The sequence below is a fragment of the Ureaplasma diversum genome (genome assembly GCF_000941095.1).
GTDB classification, from domain to species: domain Bacteria; phylum Bacillota_I; class Bacilli_A; order Mycoplasmatales; family Mycoplasmoidaceae; genus Ureaplasma; species Ureaplasma diversum.
The window spans coordinates 216162-239828 of record NZ_CP009770.1 but is presented as its reverse complement, the minus strand read 5'-3'; the positions used below and the strand labels follow the sequence as shown (position 1 = coordinate 239828).

Below are 23667 nucleotides of genomic sequence, written 5' to 3'. Positions count from 1 at the left end.
GTTCTTTTTTAATTAATTGTTAGAAATAACAACCTTAACACCAGGTCCCATTGTAGGAGCTACAGAAATGTTTTGGATGTATTGACCTTTAACTGTTGATGGTTTCTTAGCACGAATTAAATTGATTAATGCATTTGCATTTTCTTCAATCTTAACAGGGTCAAATGAAACACGACCAATTGCCATATGAATGTTTCCATATGTATCTGTACGGTATTCTAAACGACCTTTTTTAAATTCTTCAACTGCTTTTAGAACATCATTAGTTACAGTACCAATCTTAGGGTTTGGCATTAATCCACGAGGTCCTAACACCTTACCTAATTTAGCAAGTTGTGGCATCATTTTTTGGTTAGTAATAATTACATCAATTTGGTTTAACATTTTTTCAATGTTTTGGATGTAATCAGAACCACCAAAGTAATCAGCACCAACAGCTGCTGCTTGTTCTTTTGTAACATCTTCGCTTAATAATAATACACGAACAGCTTTACCATTTCCGTGTGGTAATGAAATTGAACCACGTAATTGTTGTTCAACCTTAGTAGTATCTAAGTTTAATTTAACAGCAATATTGATTGATCCATCAAATTTAGTAATTGACTTGCTTTGAGCTAATTTAATAGCTTCAAGTAATGGGTATGCTTTTTGTTTGTCAAAATCTTGATAAGCTGCCTTTAATTTTTTAGAAAGTTTTGCCATACATTAGTTCACCTTCTTTTCTTGCTTATAAGGACTAACGCCTTCAATTTCAATACCCATTTGTTTTGCAGAACCAGCAATCATTCTTAATGCTGCTTCTTCATCATAAGCTGTCATATCAACTAGTTTGTAACGAGCAATTTCAAGTGCTTTTTCACGAGAAATTGTAGCCACTTTTTGTTTTTTAGAATCTTTTGCACCAGATGTAATCTTAGCTGCTTCTTTTAATAAATAAGTAACTGGAGTTGTTTTGATTACATAATCAAAGGATTTATCTTTATAAGCTGTAATAATAACTGGAATTACTTTACCATTTTGGTCTTTAGTCTTATCGTTAAATGACTTAGTAAATTCAGCCATATTAATCCCTACTGAAGCTAAAGCAGGTCCTGGTTTAGCTTGCCCACCAATAAGGTTTAATTTTGCGATTCTTGTAACTTCTTTCTTTTTAGGAGCCACACGCAACACCTCTTTCATAATTAAAATATAAAATTGATATTCGCTACGTGGTTTAATGGATTATTTAAAATCCTTCCACATGCTAATAAAAGTGTATTAAGTCAACACACGATTAAAATTATACTAAAAACCCTATAATAAAGCAATATCTAAAATAGATATAGAAAAGAAAAAGCGACTTTGTAGTCGCAAAATTCTTTTAGGCTCGAATAACTCGATAAATGAAGTATGGTCCCATGATAATTGGCACTAATGCACCAACTTTTTCAACTTCTAGATTAATTAATGGAACTGAGATCCAATAAGTTAGAAGAGTAGCGATAATACCAAACATTGCAGCATTTATCGTACCAAATCCTAAATTATTATTTCGTCTTCGCATCGCTGCATTTCCAGCAATTAATCCAATATAAACAAAGTCTCCAGAAAGAGAATAACTAGCACCAACCATTGCCCCAATAATTGCTAAAGTCATAAATAAGTGGAAATTAATCTTAACACCTAATTGTTTAGCTAATTGTTGGTTTGTAACAATCAATTGTAGTTTGTATGAATTAATTAATAAATATACTAAACCTACAATTACGATAGTTCCTGAAATTATAATAGTAGTATCAGTTTGTTGTGATGCTGTACCAATAATTTTTCCAGCTACATATTGAGCAGTATGGAAATCTAATCATCCTTTTATTGTTTGAGCCATCGCATACAAGAAGAATGTTAAAATAACACCCATTAATATTAATTTCTTGTAATTGAAGTTTTCACGCTGACGAGCAATTAAAAAGAAGAAAATGGCTAATAAGCAACTAGCTATAATGAATGAATATGATTCTTGATTTTTAAGTTTTTCAAATTCATTAGCTTGTATGATATCAACATTCATTGCTAATGCACATAAAATGATCAAGTTAATTGTTCCAATACCTAAGATAGAAACATCAGCGAAACGGTTTTTAGCAATTCGTTGTAATAAATAACTTGATGAACCAAGTGCACCACCAGTAATAATTAATTGAATTACAATTCTTGAAACTGTTTTAGCTCTAATGTTGTAATCTAAAGGAACTGTAGATACAAAGATAATTAAAATTAAAATAACAGCAATTGCTACTAAAGTACCGATTAATGTTGTAAGTGGTAAAAGTTTATAAGGAATGAAAACTCGTTTTTTCATTTGCATTGCATCTTTATTCAACATGTTTACGATACCTCTTTGAGAAGAAGATATAACCAAACACAGGTAAAGCTGCAACTGATGAGAAGAAGTTAATATTAAAACTTGTATAAGTATCTAATAATCATCTTGATGAAGCGATTAAAAGAATAGAAATTAACATTGAAATTAATAAATTTTCTCAAGTTCGCCCTTTAGGGTTTAGAATACGAGCAACATGTGGTGTTACCATTCCAATAAGTGTTAATGGTCCTATTAAAATAATTGAACAAACAGTACAAATTACTGCAAATAATCCAGTCATTCAGAATACTAAATCTACTTTAATACCAAGAGATTTAGCTAAGATAACGTCTCTTTCAATAATTTGATAATAAGGAGCCATTATCATAAAACAAATACCACTAACTAAAATTAAACTACCACAAATATAAAGTTGAACAACACTATAAAAGTTAATAGGGTTGTAAAGGAAACCAATTTCTTTAACCTTTATTTGATCTACAAAACGATCTAATAAAATGATGACACCATTCATCATTCCACCAATCGCAAAACCAACTAGAATTGGTTTAAATCCAGCTTCAAAAATATTTCCCTTCATCATTATGAAGTTCAAAGCAATGATAGCTGAAGCAAATAATATTCCTAAAATTACTGGTAAATAAATTTCACTAGTAATAATAGCTTTTGAAACCAACATCCCAAGCATAGCTGCAGGCATAAACCCTAAAGTTGTTGGAGTTGCTAAAGGGTTTCGTGAAACAGCTTGCATGCTATATCCACTAAATGCAAAACCTATTGATGTTAAGAAAATAGCAAGTGGAATACCAATAAATTTAACAGCATAAATGTGTGGACTAATTGTAATGTTTAATAAAGTCTGTTTTACATCTATCAACTTACCTTCATTAAAAAATGAAGACATAATAAGGATAAATATAGAAATTATGGCTATAGAACAAAAAACAACAATTCGTCAATTGAATTTGTTATTTTTTGGAATTAAATTTGTTGGTTGGCTTGTTTTTATACTTTCGGTTTTTGTTTCATTAAATTTTTCAAAAGTAAAGTTTGCCATAAATAATTAATTAGCTAAGAAAAGAGTTATTAGCTTGCATTACCTTTTCAAGTTTCAAATTTAGCTTCATATCCAGCTTTAGCTTTAGCTTTGTGTAATGTATTTGTTTTTCTGTTGTATAAATATTGATCAAATGGTGTAGTTGTTTTTGCAGTATCTCCTCTTTCTGTTAAAACACCTTTAACTGTTGAACCAGATGGAAGGTTTGGTTGAATGAATTTATTTCAATAAGATTCATTTGCTGCATATGCATATAACTTAGCTGATGCAATTGCTTCAGGAGTAGGAGTTCTATCTTTTAATAACACAAAGTCAGTTTTGCTTTCATCAATGTATTGAGCAAAAATTCCAGCTACATTTTTGTATTTACCTTGAGTATCATTTGTTTGAGAGTAGTCAGGTGTAATTCCTAACATAATCATATGATCTCATAAGTTGTAGAAGTGAACAGCAAGGTTTACATTTTCACCATTTTCACCTGATGGTCTAATTTTAGCCATTTCTTCTTTTTTAGGAATTGCAGGTTTAAGATTTGCAACTGATTGTAATTCTTGTTCAGTTGCTCCTAAACGTCTTGCAAATGCTTCAGCATAGTACATAGTACCAACTGGTCCTCAAATACTTGCGTAATCAAATTGGAAATCAACTGGAATGATCTTGTCAGATTTTACTGTCTTTTTGAATAATTCTTCAAATTGTTCTTTAGTTGTGTTAGTTAATAATTTATTTGAGTTATAGTTGTAGAAAATGAAGTCTGCAGTTCCTCTGTAACCTTCATATAAAGATGTTCTTCAAGTGTTTCCTGCTTGTGGGTCACTATTTGTAGCAGCACCAATTCCGTATCAGTTGTCATATCATTTATCTGCACTATGGCTGTTTGGTGTTGGCATATGCATACCAAATCCTGGTGTTTCAGATTCTGGATCAGCATATAGAATAGGGAATAAAGTAGGTTGTTGGAAGAAGAAGTTATCAATCTTTGCAGCATTATCTTTATCAAATTGTTCTGTAGTTTCAGCGTATAAAACAGTTGTGTTTTTTGCTCGTAATGCTTTAATAGAATCTAAATTAGCAATAGCTCTAACATAAGCTTTAATTTTTGTGTTAACATCTTTTGCGTATGCTTCGAAAGTTTCAAAACCTTTATCTTTTAAAGGAGCATGTTCTTTAATTTTATATCCCGCAGCATCAAAATTCTTAGCAATCATTTCAAATGCTTTGTATGGGTCAGTCATAGCAGGTCTAAATAATGAGTTCTTATCACTTAATTCTAATTCATAATCTGGACCAACTTGAGCTTTAGTAGAACTTGCGTCAGAAGTTGCTTTAATTTGTGAAAGTTGTAAATTAACTTGACCAGGTTTAGTGTCAGTACATGAAGCGGCAACTGCTCCAACAACTCCTGCTAGAGCTACTGCTCCAAAAACAGAAGCTAATAAACGTTTTTGAAACGTTTTTTTAGTTTTCATAGGTATTACCTTTCTAGTATTTTAATGGACAGATTTTGTCCATTAATTCATATTGATATTTTATATAAGATATTCTATATAAATAGATACGAATTGTGTCTTTCACTCACGAATTCACTTATAGGATAACACAATTGATAAAAAAATATATGTTTTACATATCCCTAAAAGTACGATTTTTATATATAGTTTTATGGATACACTTTTTAGGACATTATAGAAGTTAGATTGGGATTAAAAATAGTAGCTTCACTTAGCTACTATATCTCTATCTTATAATTATATATTTATTAGGTAATAACACCTTTATTTTTGACACTTTTTAGTGTCTTTTTTAAGGTTTTTTAATGTTTATATTGATTAAGTTAAATAAGATTAGCAATTAGTCTAACTAACTAACTAACTAAAGCTTTTGGTTATTAGCATTAGTAGCTTTAATAACCCCGCCCCCAATACATTTATGGTTTTGATAAAAAACAGCATATTGCCCTGGAGTTATTGATTTACTTTTTTGATATGTTATTAATACATCATCTTTAATAATTTTAAAACTAGTTACTTTAACTAATTCACCCCGATGTCTAAACCTTACATCTACTGGTTCATATTCATTATATGGTTCAATGAAGTTAACGTTCTCTATATAAGCTTTAGTACTCATTAAATATTGATCTTGTAAACTTAATGGTGAAACATAGATGATTTTGTTTGTAATATCTTTTTGACAAACAAAATATCGTTGTTCCATCCCTCCTAAATTAAGTCCTTTTCTTTGACCAATTGTATAGTACATTGTTCCATTATGTTCTCCAACCTTTTGGTTGGTAATAATATCTACTATATCTCCTGGTTGGTTAGGAATATAGTTAGCTAAGAAGTTTCTAAAGTTTCGCTCCCCTATAAAACAAATACCTGTTGAATCTTTTTTAGAAGCTGTAATTAATCCATTCTTTTGCGCTATTGCTCTAACTTCTTTTTTAGTTAAGTGACCAATTGGAAAAAGAGTTTGTTGTAATTGTTCTTGTGATAGATTACATAAAAAATATGTTTGATCTTTATTTTCATCAACTGCTTTTAGTAAGTGGCTTAAATCATCAGTATGTGATACTTGAGCATAGTGGCCCATTGCGATATAATCGCAATTAAATGTTTTTTTAGCATAATTTAAGAAGCTATCAAACTTAATAAACTGGTTACATAAAATATCAGGGTTTGGTGTTCTGTTGCTGTTATATTCATTAATGAAGTGAACAAATACTTGATCTCAATATTCTTTAATGAATTCAACTCGATATAGTGGTATCCCGATCTTTTTAGCTACTTTTTTAGCATCTAAATAGTCTTGTTGGGATTCACATCCTTTTTTATTAGAGTCTGATAAGTAATTGGTTTCTTGGTTAGCAACACTATCTCAATTAACCATAAATAAACCAATTACTTCATATCCTTGTTGCTTTAATAAAAAAGCACTAACAGAAGAATCAACCCCACCACTTAAACCAACTACTACTCTTTTAATTGGTTCTTTTTCTTTCATAGATTTTTTTACCCTCTACTTCAACAGTTTTTTAATAAAGTAGTATTATTATAAATCTTTATAGATGATGATTAACCAACAAAAAAGATAACTTTTTCATGCTTATATAATCTTTAAATTAGTTTTAAATCTAACTTGTCTGACAAGTTGTTTTAATTTAGTTTTAAATGTTCTCTTTAATTTATTACTATAAATCTTTTAATTAAACACTTATTAATATATTTAATAAATAATCTATAAGTTATTATAAATAATATATTCTTTTACTATATTAAGATAAGTCATAATAAAGATACTCTAATATGGTATAATTCTAACTAGCAATATGCCAAAGACAGTAACTGCTATAATAATGGCTTAATTTGTTACCGAGGTTTATTATCTAAAATGAATGTTATTTTAATTAACATTCACTTACTAAAAAATATATTTAGTGCCTTGTGCATGTTGCCAAAATAAAATATAGAGGTAGAAAGAATGACAAATCTTAGACCAAATGTTGTTAAAAAACAACAAGAGGTTGCAGAAATTGCAACTGTTTTAAAAAACGCTAAGTCATTTATCGTTTTTGAATACCACGGATTAACAGCAGCAAATGTATTTGCATTAAGAAATGTATTACATGCTTCAAACTCTAAACTATTTGTTTTAAAAAATAGTATTTCAGAACGTGCTTTTAAAGAAGCTAATGTTTATGAAGGTTTTGAAGACAAACTAACTGGTCCTAATGCAGTTGCTGTTGCAATGGATGATGAAATTGCAGCTATTAAAGCTGTTAACGATGTGGCAAAAGAATTTGATTTCGTTAAAGTCAAAGGTGCCTTCCTTGAAGGTAAATTTGCTGATAAAACTAAGATCGACCAAATCGCAGCGATCCCTGGTCGTGAAGGACTATACTCAATGTTACTTTCTTGCTTCACAGCTCCATTACGAAATGTATTATATGGTCTTAAAGCTGTAGCTGAAAAGAAAGAATCATAATTCAAATTAATTTATATATCACTTTAGATAGAGGAATGTATTATGTCATCTAAATTAACTATTGAACAATTTATCGCAGCAATTAAAGAAATGTCAATGCTTGAACTTAACGACTTAGTTAAAGCAATCGAAACTGAATTTGGTGTATCAGCTGCAGCTCCTGTAGCAATGGCAGCAGCTCCTGCAGCTGCTGAAGCTCCAACTGAAGTAACTATTAAATTACTTGAAGCTGGTGCTAACAAAGTTGGTGTTATTAAACTTATCCGTGAAATTACTGGATTAGGATTAATGGAAGCTAAAGCTGCAGCTGAAACTGCTGGTAGCGTAATTAAAGAAGACGTTAAGGTTGAAGAAGCAAACGAATTAAAGAAGAAGTTTGACGAACTTGGCGCAAAAGTTGAATTAGCTTAATTAAAAATAAATTAAAGTTAACACAAAAACCAGGAAATGCTCCTGGTTTTTTATTGTCTTCTTTTAATAAAAAGATTAATTAATAAATATACTCCACACAATAATGGAATAAATATTGAAGTTTGATTAGCTTCTAAATTAAACAAACCTTTACAAATTAATAAAGCAAATAAAGTACTAATTAAACCAAACCCACCACTAATAAAGATGCCTTTAAAGATCTGGTTTTTTGTAATTCTAAAAGCGGAGTGTGATGCAAAGATCCCAACAAACACTAAATTACCATTTAAACTATAACTTGCAGCTACAAGTAAACTTAAACAGACTAAGATTTCTTGCATTAGTTGTTTAGTGTTAATCCCTAACTGAATTGCAATTAATTCAGATGTACACATATGCTCAATGTATTTAGCTCTTAGTCCTAATCAAACAATAGCTATTAACATAAACAATGAACTAACACTGAATTCAAAATCACTTTTAATAGCTATATTCCCTAATACTAAACTTTTAATTCTTGCACTATTTTCAAGACTCATAAACAATCTTGCAGATTGAGCAAAAATAATTGTTAATAAATTAATAATGATCCCAGCAATAATTATTTTCTTACTAATAAAAACACCATTATCTTTAGCTACATAATTAATTAAGAAGCTAACTATTAATGATCCTAATAAGAAAATAAAAGGAAAAATATATTCTAATTGTTGATGGTTTTGAAACTTAATTAAATCTAAAAATACTAATAAACAAGAAATTAAAACTAAATTAAAGTTTCCCATCCCCATAAGTGAAGTGTCAACAACTCTGTTCTTAGTGATCCTTTGAACTAAAAACCCACCAATTCCTAAACAGATTCCTGAAATCACTAACTGTAATACAAACTTTCAATTTTCTCATAAAATAAAAAGTTTGCTGAAGTGTGATATTAATCCCACACTTAATAAAATAATCCCTATAGTACCTATTATTAAACTTATACTAACAATAATCTTTTTAGTAGTTTTAGGTTTTTGTTGGGGTTTGAAATAACTAATATTGTTCATACTAACCCCTTTAAGTTTTCATTTGCTTCTTAACTAATATAATCATAGGAATAGCAGCTATAAAAGCTGTTACATAAATTAAATTAATCTTAACTAAAGCACTAACCATTGAATGAGCAAATTGTAAAAAAATAATGGTAGCTAAAATACTTGCTCAAATTTGAGTCTGATAATTAAACCTTTTAAATAATAATCTTCCAAAATGAGGCATCACAATCGCTACTAAAGCTACTGATCCAACTAATACACAACAACTGATCCCAATTAAACTACTTGCAACTGCATTACTTCAATAAATTAAATTAACTCTTGCCCCAAGCCCTGTTGCTAGATCATAGTTCTGATTAATTAATTTGATTTTAGATCCATTAATCACTAAAATCAACAACCCTACTGATAAAGTAACTATTCCTAAAATAAACCGGTTAGTTGACACTTTAATACTACTATTACCTAATAGTTGTAAAAAACTAATATTAACTTGTTTAAAGTTAGTAGCTATTAATACATTAATTGATGTAATCACAGTAGCTAATACAAATCCAAACACAAGTGAAACACTTGGTTTATTAGGATATTTATTAATAATAATGAAATGGATCAATAACACTAAAATACTAAAAACTAATCCTAAACCAAATCCAATATATAGATATGAAAAAGTAGTAGTCATAATCTGAGCTAATAATAAACCAAGTACACACAAAGGAAAAATCCCAAGTGTAGTAGGTCCTGCTAATTGATTCTTAGTACTTGCTTGTAAAGAGATCCCGCTTAATAATAAACTTGGTGCTAATAATAACAAACTAATAGGAAAATATAAATAATTAATAATTAAATGATTCATATTATTTCTAACTATTTCTCAAATCCATTGTTGGTTATAAAATAAACAATTAAAGATAAATAAACCAATAGCTAAAATGATTCAAAAACTAAACAATACATATAAATATTGCTTAGTTGTATAAAAGTAATTACGGATCGTTTTCGATTTATTGTAACTATTCATCTTTATTTTAATCATAATAAAACGATAAAAATTATTACATATTTATAAACTTAATAAAACATAAATTGTAATTTTTTGTTGTTCTTGTACTTTTTGTAAACTATATTTACTACTTAGTTTTTGGTATAGATTAGTTCAAGGTTCATCCCCTATTAACAATACTTCTCTTAGTATTTCATTAGCTACTACATAAGCTTCATTAAATCGATCATTATGATGGTATTTAATAATGAAATTAACAAAACCAAAATCAGATGTGTTTGTAATTTTAAGTTCATTCTTTTGTTGATAATTAATAAAACCAAACACATCTTTTTTCCAGTCATTTGTATAAAAATGATCGATTTTTAGATAGGTTGAAAAATATAAGCTTCAATTAATAATACTAAGATGAATTGTTCAGAAATTTAATTGTTTAAATAAAGAATGATCAATCATAATAATAGCGTTAACTAAAGTAATTAAACTTCTTATTTTATCTTCACTATAAAATTCAGTTTTTGCTTTATCTAGTTTAACTAAGTTAAAGTTTTCAAGTCCTTTAACTTTAAGAGCTGTTTGGTTTTTGTCAAATAAACTAGCTGCTTCTACTATTTCTGGAATCCAGATTAATAAGTTCATATTGTGATATTTACAATAGATTGCATCATCTTGATTATGAATAAGTTCTAAACCATCTATTTCTTTAATTTTAGATAATAAAAATTGATTTTCTAAACCACTATATTCTAAGATAATTGGTAATGAAGAATTAGGTTTTTGATCATCTGATTCTTTGTTTATAATTTGAATAAAAAGTTTATTAGCTAACACTTTATTTTTTCCTTATCTTTTATTTTATCTCTTGATCGGTTTATTATTTATATCTTACTAAAAACCAACAAAATAAATAAAAAATTAATTAATTATTAATTAAAAGCTAAGTTAAATCTAACTATGTTAAGAATAAATTAAAAAAAAGATAAGGAAATGCTATAAAAGGTTTGAAATTTATTATAATAATACTAAGCCAAACCCTTTTGGCTGATTAATTTGTTTAAGAGTGTATGGATAATAGTGCAGTACAATAAAGTGATTCAAACCTATTTATCAATCTTTCTACCTATTGCAACACTAAGCTTAATAGTGTGCATATTTTTAGGGGTTTGATTAAATAACGGCGAATCATTTTTTTATGCTTATCTATTAACTGTTCCCTCATGTCTACTACTTGCTAGCTTTAAACATTGGATCATTAATAAACTATTTAAAGCAAAAGTAGATAAGGCAATCAATCTAGTAGGCAAACGAAAACGATTTAGATTTCATAATATATCAAGTTTTGCAATTTTATATGCTTTTTTTAATATGGCAGGATTATTGCCGCTTGTAATTGGAATCTTATTAAATAGGTTTGCTTTTGGAGCTGAAGTTTTTAATGAGGTTACATTATTTGTCCTTACTGCATTATTGTTAGTAGCACAATTAGGAACACAAATATATGACAACATAAAAACCAAAAAATCTCTAAAACATTAGGAGGTGAAAAAATGGAAAGTTATAACCCACTTGATATTGGTATTGCTTTACCGCACATTGGTGCGATTATTATGGTTACTTTAATCATTTCAACTATTTCAATTGTATACTTTGCAATGGTTCGTAAATTAACTGTTCATGATATCCCAAACCGCTTTGTGATTATCATTGGAATTATTGTAAATTTCTTTAGAGGCTTAGTAGTTGATACAATGGGGGCAAAATATGTTAAGTTTGCGCCGTTTGTGTTATTTACATTCTCATATATCTTTACAGCTAATATGGTTTCGCTATTTGGTTTTAAAGAAGCAACAACAGCATCTGCGGTACCATTAGCAATGGCTTTATCATCAGTTATTGGTGGTCAAATTGTCGCTTTACGTTACCAAAAAGCTTCATTCTTCTTGAAGTTTACTCTAAAAATTAAAGGTATTCCTGTGATGGTTAACCCACTTGAAATTGTGTCAAAGCTATCACCAATTATTTCATTAACATTCCGTCTATGGGGTAATATTACTGCTGCTGCAATATTATTGAATATTACATTCTGAGCATTTGCAGGATTCACTAACTCACTACCATGGATTGGTATATCAATCATTGGAGCAGTGACAATTCTACCAATTTTAATTGGTTACTTTACAATGTTTGCTGGAACAATTCAAGCTTACGTGTTCACATTACTTACAAGCATTAATTGAGGTCTTGAAATTAAAGAAGCTGAAGAACATCATGCACATGTGGCTCACAAAAAAGCTGAAAAAGAAGCAGCTAAACGTTTAGCGGAACATCAGGCAAAAGAACAAATGGTTTCTGTTGCTTAATCTTCTAAATTCAAATACACAAAACTAGATAATAAAAACAAGGAGAACAAATATGTCTTTTATTGATTTAACTAATGTTATTTCATCACATCTTGATGCAGGTTCATTACCAAACGTTGATTCGGTATCTGGTACACAACTTCAAAATGGTGGTGCAGTTGCTTATTTAGGTAAATACTTAGGAGCAGGTTTAACAATGTTGGCTGCTGGTGCAGTAGGTTTAATGCAAGGTTTTGCCACTGCTAACTCAGTTCAAGCGGTTGCTCGTAATCCAGAAGCTCAACCAAAAATTTTAAGTACAATGATCGTTGGTTTAGCCTTAGCTGAAGCCGTTGCGATTTATGCTTTAATTGTTTCTATTTTAATTATTTTCGTTGCTTAGTAGTTTATTTCGTTCATTACAATAAATTTAAAGAAAAAAATAAATTATGAGGGCAAAATCTATGAAAATTAACAAAAAACACTTAGTAGCTAGTTTGTCTACACTTGCACTTGGTGTGTTTCTTGTGCCTTTCATTGCATCATGTACAGCAGATATTCCTGAACTAAATCCAACTGAAATTATTAATACTCTATTCCCTAATGCATGAGTATTCTTAGCACAAGTTGGAGCAATGTGTTTGGTATTCTCATTAATCTTATGATTAATTTGAAAACCAACAAATAAAATGTTGGACAAGCGTCGTGAATATATAGCTAAAGAAATTCAAGATGCTGAAGAAGCAAAAGCTGAAGCAATCGCTTACTTAGAAAATGCAAAACAAGAGCACCTTAGTGCACAAACACAAGCTAGCCAAATTATTGCGAATACAAAAGCTGAATCACAATCTTATCGTTCTCAATTAGAACAAGAAGCTCGTGAGGCAGCAGATAAAATCGTTACATCTGCAAGAATTAATTTTGCACATGAACAAGAAGCAGAACTTAAACGTCTTCAATCTGAAGCTCGTGAAGCAGCATTCTTTGCTGCAGAAGCATTGATGAAAAAAGAAATTTCAAGAGAAGATAATGATAAATTAGTTGATGAATTCATTAAGGATTTAGAAACTAATTTAAAGAAATAATTTAAGTGAAGTTAGTCAAATCTGTAGAAAAATTTGCTTATTCAATTTTTGAAATAGCAAAAGAAGCAAAAAAGCTTGCTAAGTATGAAAATGATTTAAACATCTTAGCAGCCGTGATACAAGAAGCTCCAAATTTTATTGATGAGCTAAGTGATATTACTATTGATAGTGAATTTCGTAAAAACATTGCTAAGGACGTTTTTGGTAAAGAGATTGAGCAATGCTTATTAAATTTAATTTATTTACTAATCGATCGTGATTTATTTAAATTATTTAATCGCATTATTAAAAAGGCTCATGATTTAATTGGTGAGGAATTAGGTTGTGAAGATTTAATTATTACTTCAGCTTTCGAATTATCACCAAAACATATTCATCAAATTGAAACTGCCTATGAGAAAAAATATAACAAAACATTCCGCCCGAAAGTTTATATTGATAAATCAATTTTAGGGGGAGTTAAAGTTAATTTTCAATCACAGGTAGCTGATGGATCGATCAAAACTAAATTAAATCAATTTTTATTAGAAGATTAGTCTTTGTATGAAAAGTAAATTAGAAAAATATTCACGCTTAATTAGTGAAAGAATTAAGAATTATGACAAAGGTATAACTAGAATTGAAGTTAGTTCAAAATATGAGTTGTCTCAAAAACAAAAAGATCGTATTCTTAATGCATTAACTAAGATTTATGGGAAAAATATCATTCTCACAAGTATCATTGACCCTAGTTTAATTGGCGGGGTTGCTTTAAAAATTAATTCTCAAACGATTGATTCTTCTCTTCGAACAAAATTAAAACAAATCATCAATACTAACGAGAAAGAGGGTGTGTTAAGTGATAAATAATAAAAATAATTCAATTATTAATGACATAAAATCTAAACTTAAAAAATACACTAATTCGCATGTAGTTAATGAGTTTGGTACAGTTGTGTCATTAGGAGATGGAATCGCTTTAGCTGATGGCCTTGATAAAGTGATGCTAAACGAAATTATTCGTTTTGAAAATGGAACTGAAGGATTAGCATTAAACCTAGAAGAAGATGTTGTTGGTATTGTTATTTTAGGAGAATTCTCAGGTATTAAAGAAGGTGATAAAGTTTACCGTACTAATCGCATTGTACAAGTCCCAGTTGGCGATTGTATGTTGGGTCGTGTTGTTGATGCGCTTGGTAAACCCGTTGATAATAAAGGGCCAATTAATGCAACTAAGTTTGATGTTGTAGAAAAAATTGCACATGGTGTTATGGATCGTAAATCAGTTCATCAACCATTAGAAACTGGTATTTTATCAGTTGATGCAATGTTTCCAATTGGTAAAGGTCAACGTGAATTAATCATTGGTGACCGTCAAACAGGAAAAACAACTGTTGCAATTGATGCAATTATTAATCAACGTGGTCGAAATGTTAATTGTGTTTATGTAGCGATTGGTCAAAAAAACTCAACAGTTGCTAATGTTGTTCGTACTTTAGAAAAAACAGGGGCAATGGAATATACAACTGTTGTTGCTGCAAATGCATCTGAATTACCAGCATTACAATACTTAGCTCCATTCACCGGAGTAACAATTGCTGAACAATGAATGCATGAAGGTAAAGATGTACTAATTGTGTATGATGATTTATCTAAACATGCTATCGCATATCGTACATTATCATTACTACTTCGTCGTCCACCAGGTCGTGAAGCTTATCCAGGTGATGTTTTCTATTTACATAGCCGTTTATTAGAACGTGCATGTAAATTAAATGATGATTTAGGGGCGGGTTCAATTACTGCTTTACCGATTGTAGAAACACAAGCTGGAGATATTTCAGCATATATTCCAACTAATGTAATTTCAATTACTGATGGTCAATTATTTATGATGACTTCATTATTCAACGCTGGGCAACGTCCTGCGATTGATGCTGGTCAATCAGTGAGCCGGGTTGGATCTGCTGCACAAATCAAATCAATTAAACAAACAGGAGCTTCATTAAAATTAGAATTAGCTAACTACCGTGAACTTGAAGCGTTTAGTCAATTTGGTTCTGATTTAGATGAAGAGACGAAACGGATTTTAGATTTGGGTAAATCAGTAATGGCGATTATTAAACAAGCGCCAAATAAACCATATTCACAAACTGATGAGGCAATCATTTTATTTACTGTTAAAGAAAAGATGATTACACAAGTTCCTGTTGAAAAAATCCAAGATTTCAAAGAATTCTTAATTGATTATATGAAGGGCACTAACTTACGTGCTGATCTTGAAAAGAAACAGGCGTTTGATAAACAAAACACTTTAGCATTTAGATGTGCAATTCAACGTGCAATTAATGTTTTCTTACACAATAATGTAGAGCATACTGCCTCAAGTGAAGAAGAAAAATTAGCATTTGATTCTTTTGAATCAAATAGTAGTATGATGAATGCTAATATTCCCTGTAACAGCCAACATGAATTTGAAGTTATCGAAGAACATGAAGTAAGCGAATGTTGTGGAAAAGAAGTTTGTTGCTCAAAAGATAGTTTAAATAATAATGAGCAAGAACATAAATGTACTCACCACAATTGCTCAAATACTAATCATTATGGAGGTGAATTAGAAGTGTTAAAATTTAAAAAAACTAGTCATAATCATGATGAACAATTAGAACCGTTTAATGTTAATGAAGCAATTATTGCTTATGCATCAAATCTAAATATGATTGAAAATGTAGATGCTTTTGAGCGTTCTGAATTTAATCAATATTTAATTAAGAATTTATCTAATACTGAACTTTATAATATAATCGAAAGCCAAGAAAGTATTACAATGGAAGTTGAACCTGCTTTGATTAAAGCAATTCACTTAGAAATTAGTAAGTTTATTTATCGTGATACTGAACATCAAAGTTTTTGTGCTTACTGTTGTAAACCTTGCCACTGCGATGTAATTAGTGATGAGGAAAAACAAAAAGCATTGAAAGCTCAAGAAGAGGAAAAAGCGCGTTTAAAAGCTGAAGAAGAACAACGTATTTTATTAATCCAACAAGAAGAAGCAGCTCGTAAGGAACAAGAAGAAGCGCTATTACAAGCACAACGCCTTGAAGAAGAAAGATTAGCAGCTCAAAGGGCACTTCGTGAAGCTGAAGAAGCTAAGAGAGCTCAAGAAGAAGCAGAGCGATTAAGACTTGAAGCTGAAGAAGCTAAGAGAGCTCAAGAAGAAGCAGAGCGATTAAGACTTGAAGCTGAGGAAGCTAAGAGAGCTCAAGAAGAAGCAGAGCGATTAAGACTTGAAGCTGAGGAAATACACGCTGCTGAAGAAATTAAGATGGCACAAGCGGCTTCAGAAGATGAAGTTCAAGCTCGTGAGCAACAAGTCTTAGTAAAATCAGAAAAAGCTATTGAAGGTATTGAAAAACAAACTGTTATGATTTCTGTTTCACCAGATGAAGCTATAGAACTATTTGACAACGGAAAATCTGCTATCTTCTTTAAAGTAACCCCAGTTTATCCTGTTGGCCGTGTAGTTGTTTATGTAACTTCACCAATTAAAAAAGTTCTTGGTGAATTTGATTTACTAGATATTAAAAAGGGTAAAGTTTCAAGAATGTGAGATAGCTACAAAGATTACTCAGTTATTTCTACAAACAAAGTATTTAAAAACTACTTTATGGATCATACTGATGCACATGCTTTGATTGCATCTCGTGTATATAAATATCGTAATCCTAAGGAATTAGCAAGTTTTGATATGAAAAGGGGCCCTAGCGGGTTTACTTACTTAAAATAATGAAATTTAAGCGTAATAAAACATTTGATGAGTTTACATCTCAATCAAAGGCGAAGCAAATATTTACACCTTGATTTATTGCCGCTTTAGTAGTATGCATTTTTACAGCAACTGCTGCTTTTACTGTTCTTTGTCTATTAAATCCTGGTTTTGAAATTGCACGTGCTGCTGTGGATGGAAATGGAGAATTAATTGAACCAATCCATGTAGCAAATATTGCTAAAGAAAAATCATTTATGTCATTTGTTGAGTATGATCCTCATGCTAACTATCAAGTTTTATTTAAAGCGATTGAAAACTTTAAAACAACATATGGCAATAAAGCTTTTGAAGATGCTATTAATGCAATAGTTAAACACGATCATCAAGCTATAAGTAAATTCCCTAAAGAATTTAATGAAGCTGTTCATGCCTTTATGCACTCTCACTCACAAGGTTCTATTAACCATAATGGTACATGAGGATTTGCTGTTAAAGTGTTAAGCGGGGGGCAAGAATCATGATTCTATAAATTCACTAATGCATTTGCTAATCTTGATTCATCTGTTGTTGACAGCCATAATAACTCACTAAGTAAAATGGCTCAAACACGTATGAAAATGATTGATCTTTACCAAGACAACTATCATGCATACTATTGGATATTCATAACTTGCATGATGCCACAAATGATTACATTTGTAATTATTGTCGTTAAGCTTATTACAGTTTTAAAACCAAAACTAAGCGCAGAACAAAAATATGCAATCAAGCAATCAAAAGCTGATAAAAAAGCCCAAAAGAAAAATAAACTTGCAAACAATTCACATTTAAATCTAGAGGCTCACTAATATGTCTTTAGATATGATTAAACGTAAAATCGCATCTATCCAATCAACAGCTAAAACTACTAATGCAATGAAATTGGTTGCAACTGCGAAACTAAAACGACAACGTAACAAATTAGCTGATATTCAAACATATTATGAAAACTACTATGAAGTTATCGGTTTATTATTATCTGTTGTAAAAGATGTTGATTTTTTAACCATTCCTAATGCTAAAAAACGTACTTTATATATTACTATTAATTCAACAATGGGGTTAGCAGGTTCTTATAACTTTAATGTTAACCGTTTAGTTAATGAATTAATTAAATCAGAAGATATTACCTTTACAATTGGTAGAAAAGGTAATGATAATATGCGAATTACAAAACGCCAGCACCAAGTTAATAAGTTCTTAAATTTAAATGATAATGATATGACTTTTGAAATGGCACTTGCTATTGGTAAAGAGGCTCTTGAATTATATTTAAATGGTGAAGTTAATACTATTAAAGTGGTTTATACAAAATTTGTAAACGCAATTAGTTTTGAGCCAGAAGTTATTAGTGTACTTCCTTTTAATAAGGATGAAGTTATTAAAAAGAATAACATTGGTTTAGAATTAGAGCATGATAATATTATTTTCCAACCTAACAAGGAAGATATTATTAAAATGATTTTACCTAGCTATGTTGCCATTGTGCTATTTGATGCTTTACTGAATTCAAACATTAGTGAAAATGCGTCTCGTAGAAATGCAATGGAAGCAGCTACAAAAAACGCCAGATCACTTGCTGACACCTACAAACTTACATATAACACATTACGCCAAGGTAAAATTACAAGTGAAATTACAGAAATCGTCGCTGGTAGTGATGATGAATAACCAAAAACTAGAAGGATATTAATATGTTACAAACAAAAAAAGGTAAAATCCACCAAGTTTTAGGTCCTGTTGTTGACGTGCGATTCCCATCTGATGCCTTACCAAAAGTAAATACAGCCCTTGAGGTTGATAATAATGGCAAAAAGCTTGTACTTGAAGTTGCCCAACTTAGTGGTGACAATATTGCTCGTTGTATCGCGATGGATACTACAGATGGATTAGAACGTGGTTTAGAAGTCATAAACACAAACAAACCAATTAATGTGCCTGTTGGTAAACAAGTTTTGGGTCGTATGTTTAATGTAATTGGTGATCCAATTGATGACAAACCTAAACCAATTGGTAAAAGTATGCCGATTCACCGTCCTGCGCCAAGTTTTGCAGAACAAGCTGAATCTATTGAGATTCTTGAAACAGGAATTAAAGTTGTTGACTTACTTGTTCCGTTTGCTAAAGGGGGTAAAATTGGTCTATTTGGTGGAGCTGGGGTAGGTAAAACTGTCCTTATGCAAGAATTAATTCACAACGTTGCAAAAAACCACGGTGGACTTTCAGTTTTTGCTGGGGTTGGTGAACGTACTCGTGAAGGAAACGATTTATACTACGAAATGGAAGAATCTGGAGTATTAGATAAAACTGCTCTAGTGTTCGGACAAATGAACGAACCACCAGGTGCACGTATGCGTGTTGCTTTAAGTGGTTTAACAATGGCTGAAGAATTCCGTGATGCTTTTGGACAAGACGTTCTTTTATTCATTGATAACATCTTCCGTTTCACACAAGCAGGGTCTGAAGTATCTGCTCTTTTAGGACGTATGCCATCTGCGGTTGGTTATCAACCAACACTTGCATTTGAAATGGGTCAATTACAAGAACGAATTACTTCAACTAAAAAAGGGTCAATTACATCTGTTCAAGCAGTTTATGTGCCAGCTGATGACTTAACTGACCCAGCTCCTGCAACTACTTTCTCTCACTTAGATGCAAAAGTGGTTTTAGACCGTGCAATTGCTTCTCTTGGGCTATATCCAGCGATCTCACCACTTCAATCAACAAGTCGTTTATTAGATCCAGCTGTAGTTGGTGTTAAACACTATACAGTTGCTCAACGAGTAATTCGAATTTTACAACGATTCGTTGAACTACAAGACATCATCGCTATTTTAGGGATTGATGAATTAAGTGAAGAAGACCGTCAATTAGTAATGCGTGCTCGTAAGGTACGTAACTACTTAAGTCAACCAAGTCACGTCGCTGAAAAATTCTCTGGTCAACCAGGGCTTTCAGTAAAAATCGAAGACACCGTAGAAGGATTTAGACAAATCTTAGATGGTGAGTGTGATGATATTCACGAACAACACTTCTTATATGTTGGTAAGATTGATGATGTATTTGCAAAAGCAAATAGTAATAAATAATGAGTAAATTAACAAAACTAAAAATTGTTACTCCTCATGCTCAACTTTATAGCGAGGATGTATATAGTGTGGAAGTGAAAACATCTGAAGGTCGAATTGCGATCTTACCAGATCACAACCCATTAGTTTCACCCATTGTTAACCATGTTGCATACATTCGAGCAACACCAAGTTCAAATCGAAAACCAATGATTCTTTTAGAAGGAATTATTTATGTAGAAAAACACCAAGTTCGTGTGTTTTGCGACTACTTTATTCCTTTAGAAAGTGTTAGTGTTGAAGGTGTTCAAAAAGAACTTGCACAACACCAACAAGACTTCGAAAAAACAAACGATGACAAAAAACGTATGCAGATTAAAGCTTTAATCAAACAAAACGAAGCTGTCTTAGCTGCTTACAAGGATCGATAAAAAGAAAAAAACCGAGCCGTTTGGCTTGGTTTTTATTTTGTCTTATTAATGGGTTTTTAGTTAATAATTTGTATATTGATTATTTACTAAATTTATTAATTAGATTTTGAATGTAGGTTTAGATTTAGCACCTAATAAATTGAATTCTGGTTTATCTTTTAAAGTTATTTTAATGATTTTGTAATTACCTGGTTCACTATTTAAGAATGGAAGAGATGGGAAGACTTGGAATGGTGTTGGGTCACCAGCTAACTCACTAGTATACACATCTTTTCCGCCAACTTTTACTGTTTGTGAGCCTGATGTTAGAGGTTGGAAACCTTCACGCTCAATAGTGTATATTAATTCTTTATTTTTTATATTTTCATTGTAGTTTTTTAAAGGCGTTTTGATTGTTAATGTTAAATAACCGTTTTTTGGATCTCTTTGAACAACAACAGAATGGAATTTCTTAGAATCAACATCCTGAGCGTCTTTTACAATCTTTTCTATTTCTGTTAATTTGCTAACTTCTTTAACTTCTTCAATTTTAGCTTCAAACATTTTTTTCTCAGCATCTAGAAGATTAGTTAATTCAGAAACAGTTTTTTTAGCTTCAGCTTTCTTAGCTGTTAGATCTTGCTCGGCTTTTTCGTCTTGTTGAGCTTCTCCATTTTGTGGTTGTACCATTTCATCTTTCTTTTCTTCTACTTCATTGGTAGAACTATCTCCAGTTGAACCGTCACTTTGTGCTGAACCAACTCCTTGAGAACCACCTGTTTGCCCGTTAGACTGTTTGCTGTCAGGTTTTTCAGTAGATTCACCTTGTTTAGAGCTATCACTTTGTGGTGTTCCTGAATCCTTTGGAGTTTCTCCTACTTTTGGATTATCCTTTTCAGATTCTTTTTCTTTATCAGTTGGTGGGTTTTGTTGAGTTTCTGGAGTTTGATCAGTTTTATCTTTAGAACCAGATTGGTTACCTGAACCCACATCTGATTTATCACCATCAGTTTTTGGATCTTTAGGTGTAGTTTCTGGATTTGGAGCTGGAGTTGAAGAATCGCTTGGTGGAGTTGTTGTGTTATTTTCTGACCCTTGGCTTCCTGCGTTCGATGAATTACCACTTCCTGGATTAGCATTTGTTGTTCCACCACTGTTTGAACCTTGACCAGTTGGATTTGTTGTATTCCCACTTCCTGGGTTTGAAGATTCATTACCGCTAGTTTGTGGTTGTTCTACTTTCTTTTCAGTGGGTTTAGCTGGTTTCGCTTTCGTTGGTGCACAAGCTGCAACTACTCCAATAACACTAACCCCTGCCATAATAGCACCAACTGATAAAGCTAGTGCTTTTTTGTTTTTGAATTTACTCATATATTAATAAATCCTTTGATAGTTAAAATTATGTTGAAAATTCCTTTTTAAAAGTTTGGTTTGAGAAATATAAAGCAATTCTAAATTCAATTTTTCGTGCTTCAAAAAAAAAAAAAAAAAAGGACTTTGTGTGTAAATGTTCCGGTTAAAGATATTTTTTAGGATTAGTATTTTTTGTTATTTATGAATCCGTTCTCTGTTATCTGTTTGATAAAAATATAAATTATCAGAAAGAAAAAACCAACTTTTCCAGTCGGTTTTTTGTATATGAAATTAACATCATTAGTGAAATCAATATTATAAGTTAGTAGGTTGTTTTAATCTTTTAACTAAAATATTTTTAATTATCAAGTTATTTTAACTTCGCTAGACGATTCGTTTAATAAGTTAGTTTTCTTTCCGTCATCAGCTCTGTATAAAGATGTAAGTTTATATTTTCCTTTTTTTGAATTTGTTGAAGCATCAAAATAACTATGAGTTCCAATTCTAACATTAATTAAGCCATCTTTTTGTACGCCACCAATTATATAGTATTGATTTGGTTCTTCACCATAAACTGCTGCACTATCAGGGCTAGGTACATGTGTTAGACCATCTTCTCCAGCAACTTCAAGTTCTAGAATTAACTTTTTATTTTTTAATTCATTATATGTTTCAATAGAAGTATTAAATTCAAAAGTTAAATAGTTATGATCATTAAACACTTCAAGTAAAGCTTTAGTTGGAGTGAATTTGTTTTTACGTACATTATTTTTATCGTGGCTTCTTTTACAATTTGATCAATTTTTTGAGCTTCTTCAATTTTTACAACTGCATCAATATTTTCTTTGTATTTTTCTTTATCACTGGTTAAAAGACTATTTAATTTTGTTATTGCGTCTTTTGCTTCATTTTTCTTAGTTTCAAAAGCTTTTGCCTTTTCAGCTTCTTCTTTTTTAACTTTTTCTTCGTTATCTTTTTTCTGAGCTTTAGTGAATATTGTATCTAATTCATTAGCCTTAGAAGGATCTGTAATAGTATCAACTTGGTCATTGAAGCTCTTTTTATCAGCTTCAGATAAATAAGGTAATTTAGAAATTTTTTCTTTAATTTCTTTTTTCTTATTTTCTAATTCTTTATTTTTAGTATTTTCAGTTGATCCGCCATTTTGTGAACCACTATTTTCTCCACCAGTTCCTGGGTTTGTATTTGTTGAACTATTTGATGAATCTGGTGTTTCACCACTTTGTGATCCATTGTTTTCTCCGCCAGTTCCTGGGTTAGTGTTAGTTGAACCATTTGACCCCTCTGTTGATCCGCCATTTTGTGAACCTTGGTTTCCTGGATTTGATGAATTCCCACTTCCTGGGTTAGTGTTAGTTGAACCGCCTGATGAATTTGTAGTTCCGCTGTTTTCAGAACCTTGTTTAGTTGTATTTGTAGTGCTTCCAGTTTCTGGGTTTGTATTAGTTGAACCACCAGTTTCTGAACCTTGTTTACTTCCTGCTGTAGTACTTCCACTTCCAGGATTTGAAGATTGATTACCACCTGTTTGTGGTTGTTCTACTTTCTTTTCAGTAGGTTTATTCGGTTTGGCTTTCGTTGGTGCACAAGCTGCAACTATCCCTATAACACTAACCCCTGCCATAATAGCACCAACTGATAAAGCTAGTGCCTTCTTATTTTTGAATTTACTCATATTTATAAATCCTTTGATAGTAAATTATGTCTAAAATTCCTTTTATCAAAGCTTGGATTTATTTGAAAT

General features: G+C 31.0%; 25 protein-coding genes and 1 other annotated feature. Of the genes, 13 read left to right on the top strand and 12 right to left on the bottom strand.

Annotation, left to right across the window (positions count from 1 at the left end; all coding sequences use genetic code 4):
• Positions 1–12 precede the first annotated feature (12 nt).
• From rplA to mnmA, 6 genes are all read right to left on the bottom strand, one after another.
• Positions 13–702 carry a 50S ribosomal protein L1 gene (rplA, locus tag JM47_RS00975; protein WP_038102520.1) on the bottom strand — a complete coding sequence of 230 codons (690 nt, stop codon included), beginning with the start codon at positions 700–702 and terminating at the stop codon, positions 13–15.
• 3 nt (positions 703–705) lie between these two features.
• Complete coding sequence (rplK, locus tag JM47_RS00970; protein WP_038102519.1) at positions 706–1179, bottom strand: 50S ribosomal protein L11; 474 nt, start codon at positions 1177–1179, stop codon at positions 706–708.
• A 181-nt stretch (positions 1180–1360) separates the two neighbouring features.
• Entirely contained in the window at positions 1361–2362 is a 1002-nt protein-coding gene (locus JM47_RS00965; protein WP_208895140.1) for an iron ABC transporter permease, read from the bottom strand.
• Positions 2352–3266: an iron chelate uptake ABC transporter family permease subunit gene (locus JM47_RS00960; protein WP_208895139.1), complete on the bottom strand. Its 915-nt coding sequence runs from the start codon at positions 3264–3266 to the stop codon at positions 2352–2354. The genes JM47_RS00965 and JM47_RS00960 overlap by 11 nt, the downstream gene beginning before the upstream one ends.
• 182 nt (positions 3267–3448) lie before the next feature.
• The gene (locus JM47_RS00955; protein ID WP_208895138.1) at positions 3449–4888 is read right to left on the bottom strand and encodes a Vmc-like lipoprotein signal peptide domain-containing protein; all 1440 of its coding nucleotides are present in this window, start codon (positions 4886–4888) and stop codon (positions 3449–3451) included.
• Positions 4889–5291: 403 nt separating this feature from the next.
• Positions 5292–6425 (bottom strand): tRNA 2-thiouridine(34) synthase MnmA, encoded by a 1134-nt coding sequence (gene mnmA / locus JM47_RS00950; RefSeq protein ID WP_208895137.1) that lies wholly within the window; start codon positions 6423–6425, stop codon positions 5292–5294.
• Positions 6426–6735: 310 nt separating this feature from the next.
• Positions 6736–6835, top strand: a sequence feature (ribosomal protein L10 leader region).
• A 67-nt stretch (positions 6836–6902) separates the two neighbouring features.
• Between mnmA and rplJ the strand changes: the two genes are divergently transcribed.
• Positions 6903–7406 (top strand): 50S ribosomal protein L10, encoded by a 504-nt coding sequence (gene rplJ, locus JM47_RS00945; protein ID WP_038102515.1) that lies wholly within the window; start codon positions 6903–6905, stop codon positions 7404–7406.
• Positions 7407–7448: 42 nt separating this feature from the next.
• Positions 7449–7817 carry a 50S ribosomal protein L7/L12 gene (gene rplL / locus JM47_RS00940; protein ID WP_038102513.1) on the top strand — a complete coding sequence of 123 codons (369 nt, stop codon included), beginning with the start codon at positions 7449–7451 and terminating at the stop codon, positions 7815–7817.
• A gap of 50 nt (positions 7818–7867) precedes the next feature.
• Here rplL and JM47_RS00935 read toward each other — a convergent pair whose 3' ends face one another.
• The 3 genes from JM47_RS00935 to JM47_RS00925 are packed head-to-tail and all read right to left on the bottom strand — an operon-like array spanning position 7868 to position 10691.
• Positions 7868–8866, bottom strand: coding sequence for an iron chelate uptake ABC transporter family permease subunit (locus tag JM47_RS00935; protein ID WP_208895136.1), 999 nt, complete (start codon positions 8864–8866; stop codon positions 7868–7870).
• Positions 8867–8876: 10 nt separating this feature from the next.
• Complete coding sequence (locus tag JM47_RS00930; protein WP_208895135.1) at positions 8877–9878, bottom strand: iron chelate uptake ABC transporter family permease subunit; 1002 nt, start codon at positions 9876–9878, stop codon at positions 8877–8879.
• 42 nt (positions 9879–9920) lie between these two features.
• Positions 9921–10691, bottom strand: a complete 771-nt coding sequence (locus JM47_RS00925) for a hypothetical protein (protein ID WP_208895134.1) — start codon at positions 10689–10691, stop codon at positions 9921–9923.
• 243 nt (positions 10692–10934) lie between these two features.
• Here JM47_RS00925 and JM47_RS00920 point away from each other — a divergent pair, with 243 nt between their 5' ends.
• The 11 genes from JM47_RS00920 (at position 10935) to atpC (ending at position 20570) form a co-directional block, all read left to right on the top strand.
• Positions 10935–11396 carry a hypothetical protein gene (locus tag JM47_RS00920; RefSeq protein ID WP_038103009.1) on the top strand — a complete coding sequence of 154 codons (462 nt, stop codon included), beginning with the start codon at positions 10935–10937 and terminating at the stop codon, positions 11394–11396.
• Positions 11397–11407: 11 nt separating this feature from the next.
• The gene (locus JM47_RS00915) at positions 11408–12220 is read left to right on the top strand and encodes a F0F1 ATP synthase subunit A (RefSeq protein ID WP_038103012.1); all 813 of its coding nucleotides are present in this window, start codon (positions 11408–11410) and stop codon (positions 12218–12220) included.
• Positions 12221–12272: 52 nt separating this feature from the next.
• A complete protein-coding gene (locus JM47_RS00910; RefSeq protein WP_208895133.1) occupies positions 12273–12602 on the top strand; it encodes a F0F1 ATP synthase subunit C in 330 nt (109 codons plus the stop codon).
• A 61-nt stretch (positions 12603–12663) separates the two neighbouring features.
• Positions 12664–13284: a F0F1 ATP synthase subunit B gene (gene atpF, locus JM47_RS00905; protein ID WP_081847826.1), complete on the top strand. Its 621-nt coding sequence runs from the start codon at positions 12664–12666 to the stop codon at positions 13282–13284.
• Between the two features lie 5 nt (positions 13285–13289).
• Positions 13290–13820: an ATP synthase F1 subunit delta gene (gene atpH, locus JM47_RS00900; RefSeq protein WP_038103019.1), complete on the top strand. Its 531-nt coding sequence runs from the start codon at positions 13290–13292 to the stop codon at positions 13818–13820.
• A gap of 7 nt (positions 13821–13827) precedes the next feature.
• On the top strand, positions 13828–14133 hold the full coding sequence (locus tag JM47_RS00895; RefSeq protein WP_038103022.1) for a F0F1 ATP synthase subunit delta: 306 nt from the start codon (positions 13828–13830) through the stop codon (positions 14131–14133).
• Positions 14126–17050 carry a F0F1 ATP synthase subunit alpha gene (gene atpA / locus JM47_RS04045; protein ID WP_318023482.1) on the top strand — a complete coding sequence of 975 codons (2925 nt, stop codon included), beginning with the start codon at positions 14126–14128 and terminating at the stop codon, positions 17048–17050. Before JM47_RS00895 ends, atpA begins: the two co-directional genes overlap by 8 nt.
• Positions 17050–17880: a hypothetical protein gene (locus tag JM47_RS00885; protein ID WP_244870386.1), complete on the top strand. Its 831-nt coding sequence runs from the start codon at positions 17050–17052 to the stop codon at positions 17878–17880. The genes atpA and JM47_RS00885 overlap by 1 nt, the downstream gene beginning before the upstream one ends.
• Position 17881: 1 nt before the next feature.
• The gene (gene atpG / locus JM47_RS00880) at positions 17882–18742 is read left to right on the top strand and encodes an ATP synthase F1 subunit gamma (protein WP_038102077.1); all 861 of its coding nucleotides are present in this window, start codon (positions 17882–17884) and stop codon (positions 18740–18742) included.
• A gap of 23 nt (positions 18743–18765) precedes the next feature.
• Entirely contained in the window at positions 18766–20160 is a 1395-nt protein-coding gene (gene atpD / locus JM47_RS00875) for a F0F1 ATP synthase subunit beta (RefSeq protein ID WP_038102074.1), read from the top strand.
• Positions 20160–20570 (top strand): ATP synthase F1 subunit epsilon, encoded by a 411-nt coding sequence (gene atpC / locus JM47_RS00870; RefSeq protein WP_208895132.1) that lies wholly within the window; start codon positions 20160–20162, stop codon positions 20568–20570. Before atpD ends, atpC begins: the two co-directional genes overlap by 1 nt.
• Positions 20571–20669: 99 nt before the next feature.
• Here the strand turns inward: atpC and JM47_RS00865 are convergent, their stop codons facing one another.
• From JM47_RS00865 to JM47_RS00855, 3 genes are all read right to left on the bottom strand, one after another.
• Complete coding sequence (locus JM47_RS00865) at positions 20670–21920, bottom strand: GA module-containing protein (RefSeq protein ID WP_208895131.1); 1251 nt, start codon at positions 21918–21920, stop codon at positions 20670–20672.
• Between the two features lie 344 nt (positions 21921–22264).
• Entirely contained in the window at positions 22265–22624 is a 360-nt protein-coding gene (locus JM47_RS00860) for a hypothetical protein (protein ID WP_208895130.1), read from the bottom strand.
• On the bottom strand, positions 22600–23598 hold the full coding sequence (locus JM47_RS00855; protein WP_208895129.1) for a GA module-containing protein: 999 nt from the start codon (positions 23596–23598) through the stop codon (positions 22600–22602). The genes JM47_RS00860 and JM47_RS00855 overlap by 25 nt, the downstream gene beginning before the upstream one ends.
• Positions 23599–23667 lie beyond the last annotated feature (69 nt).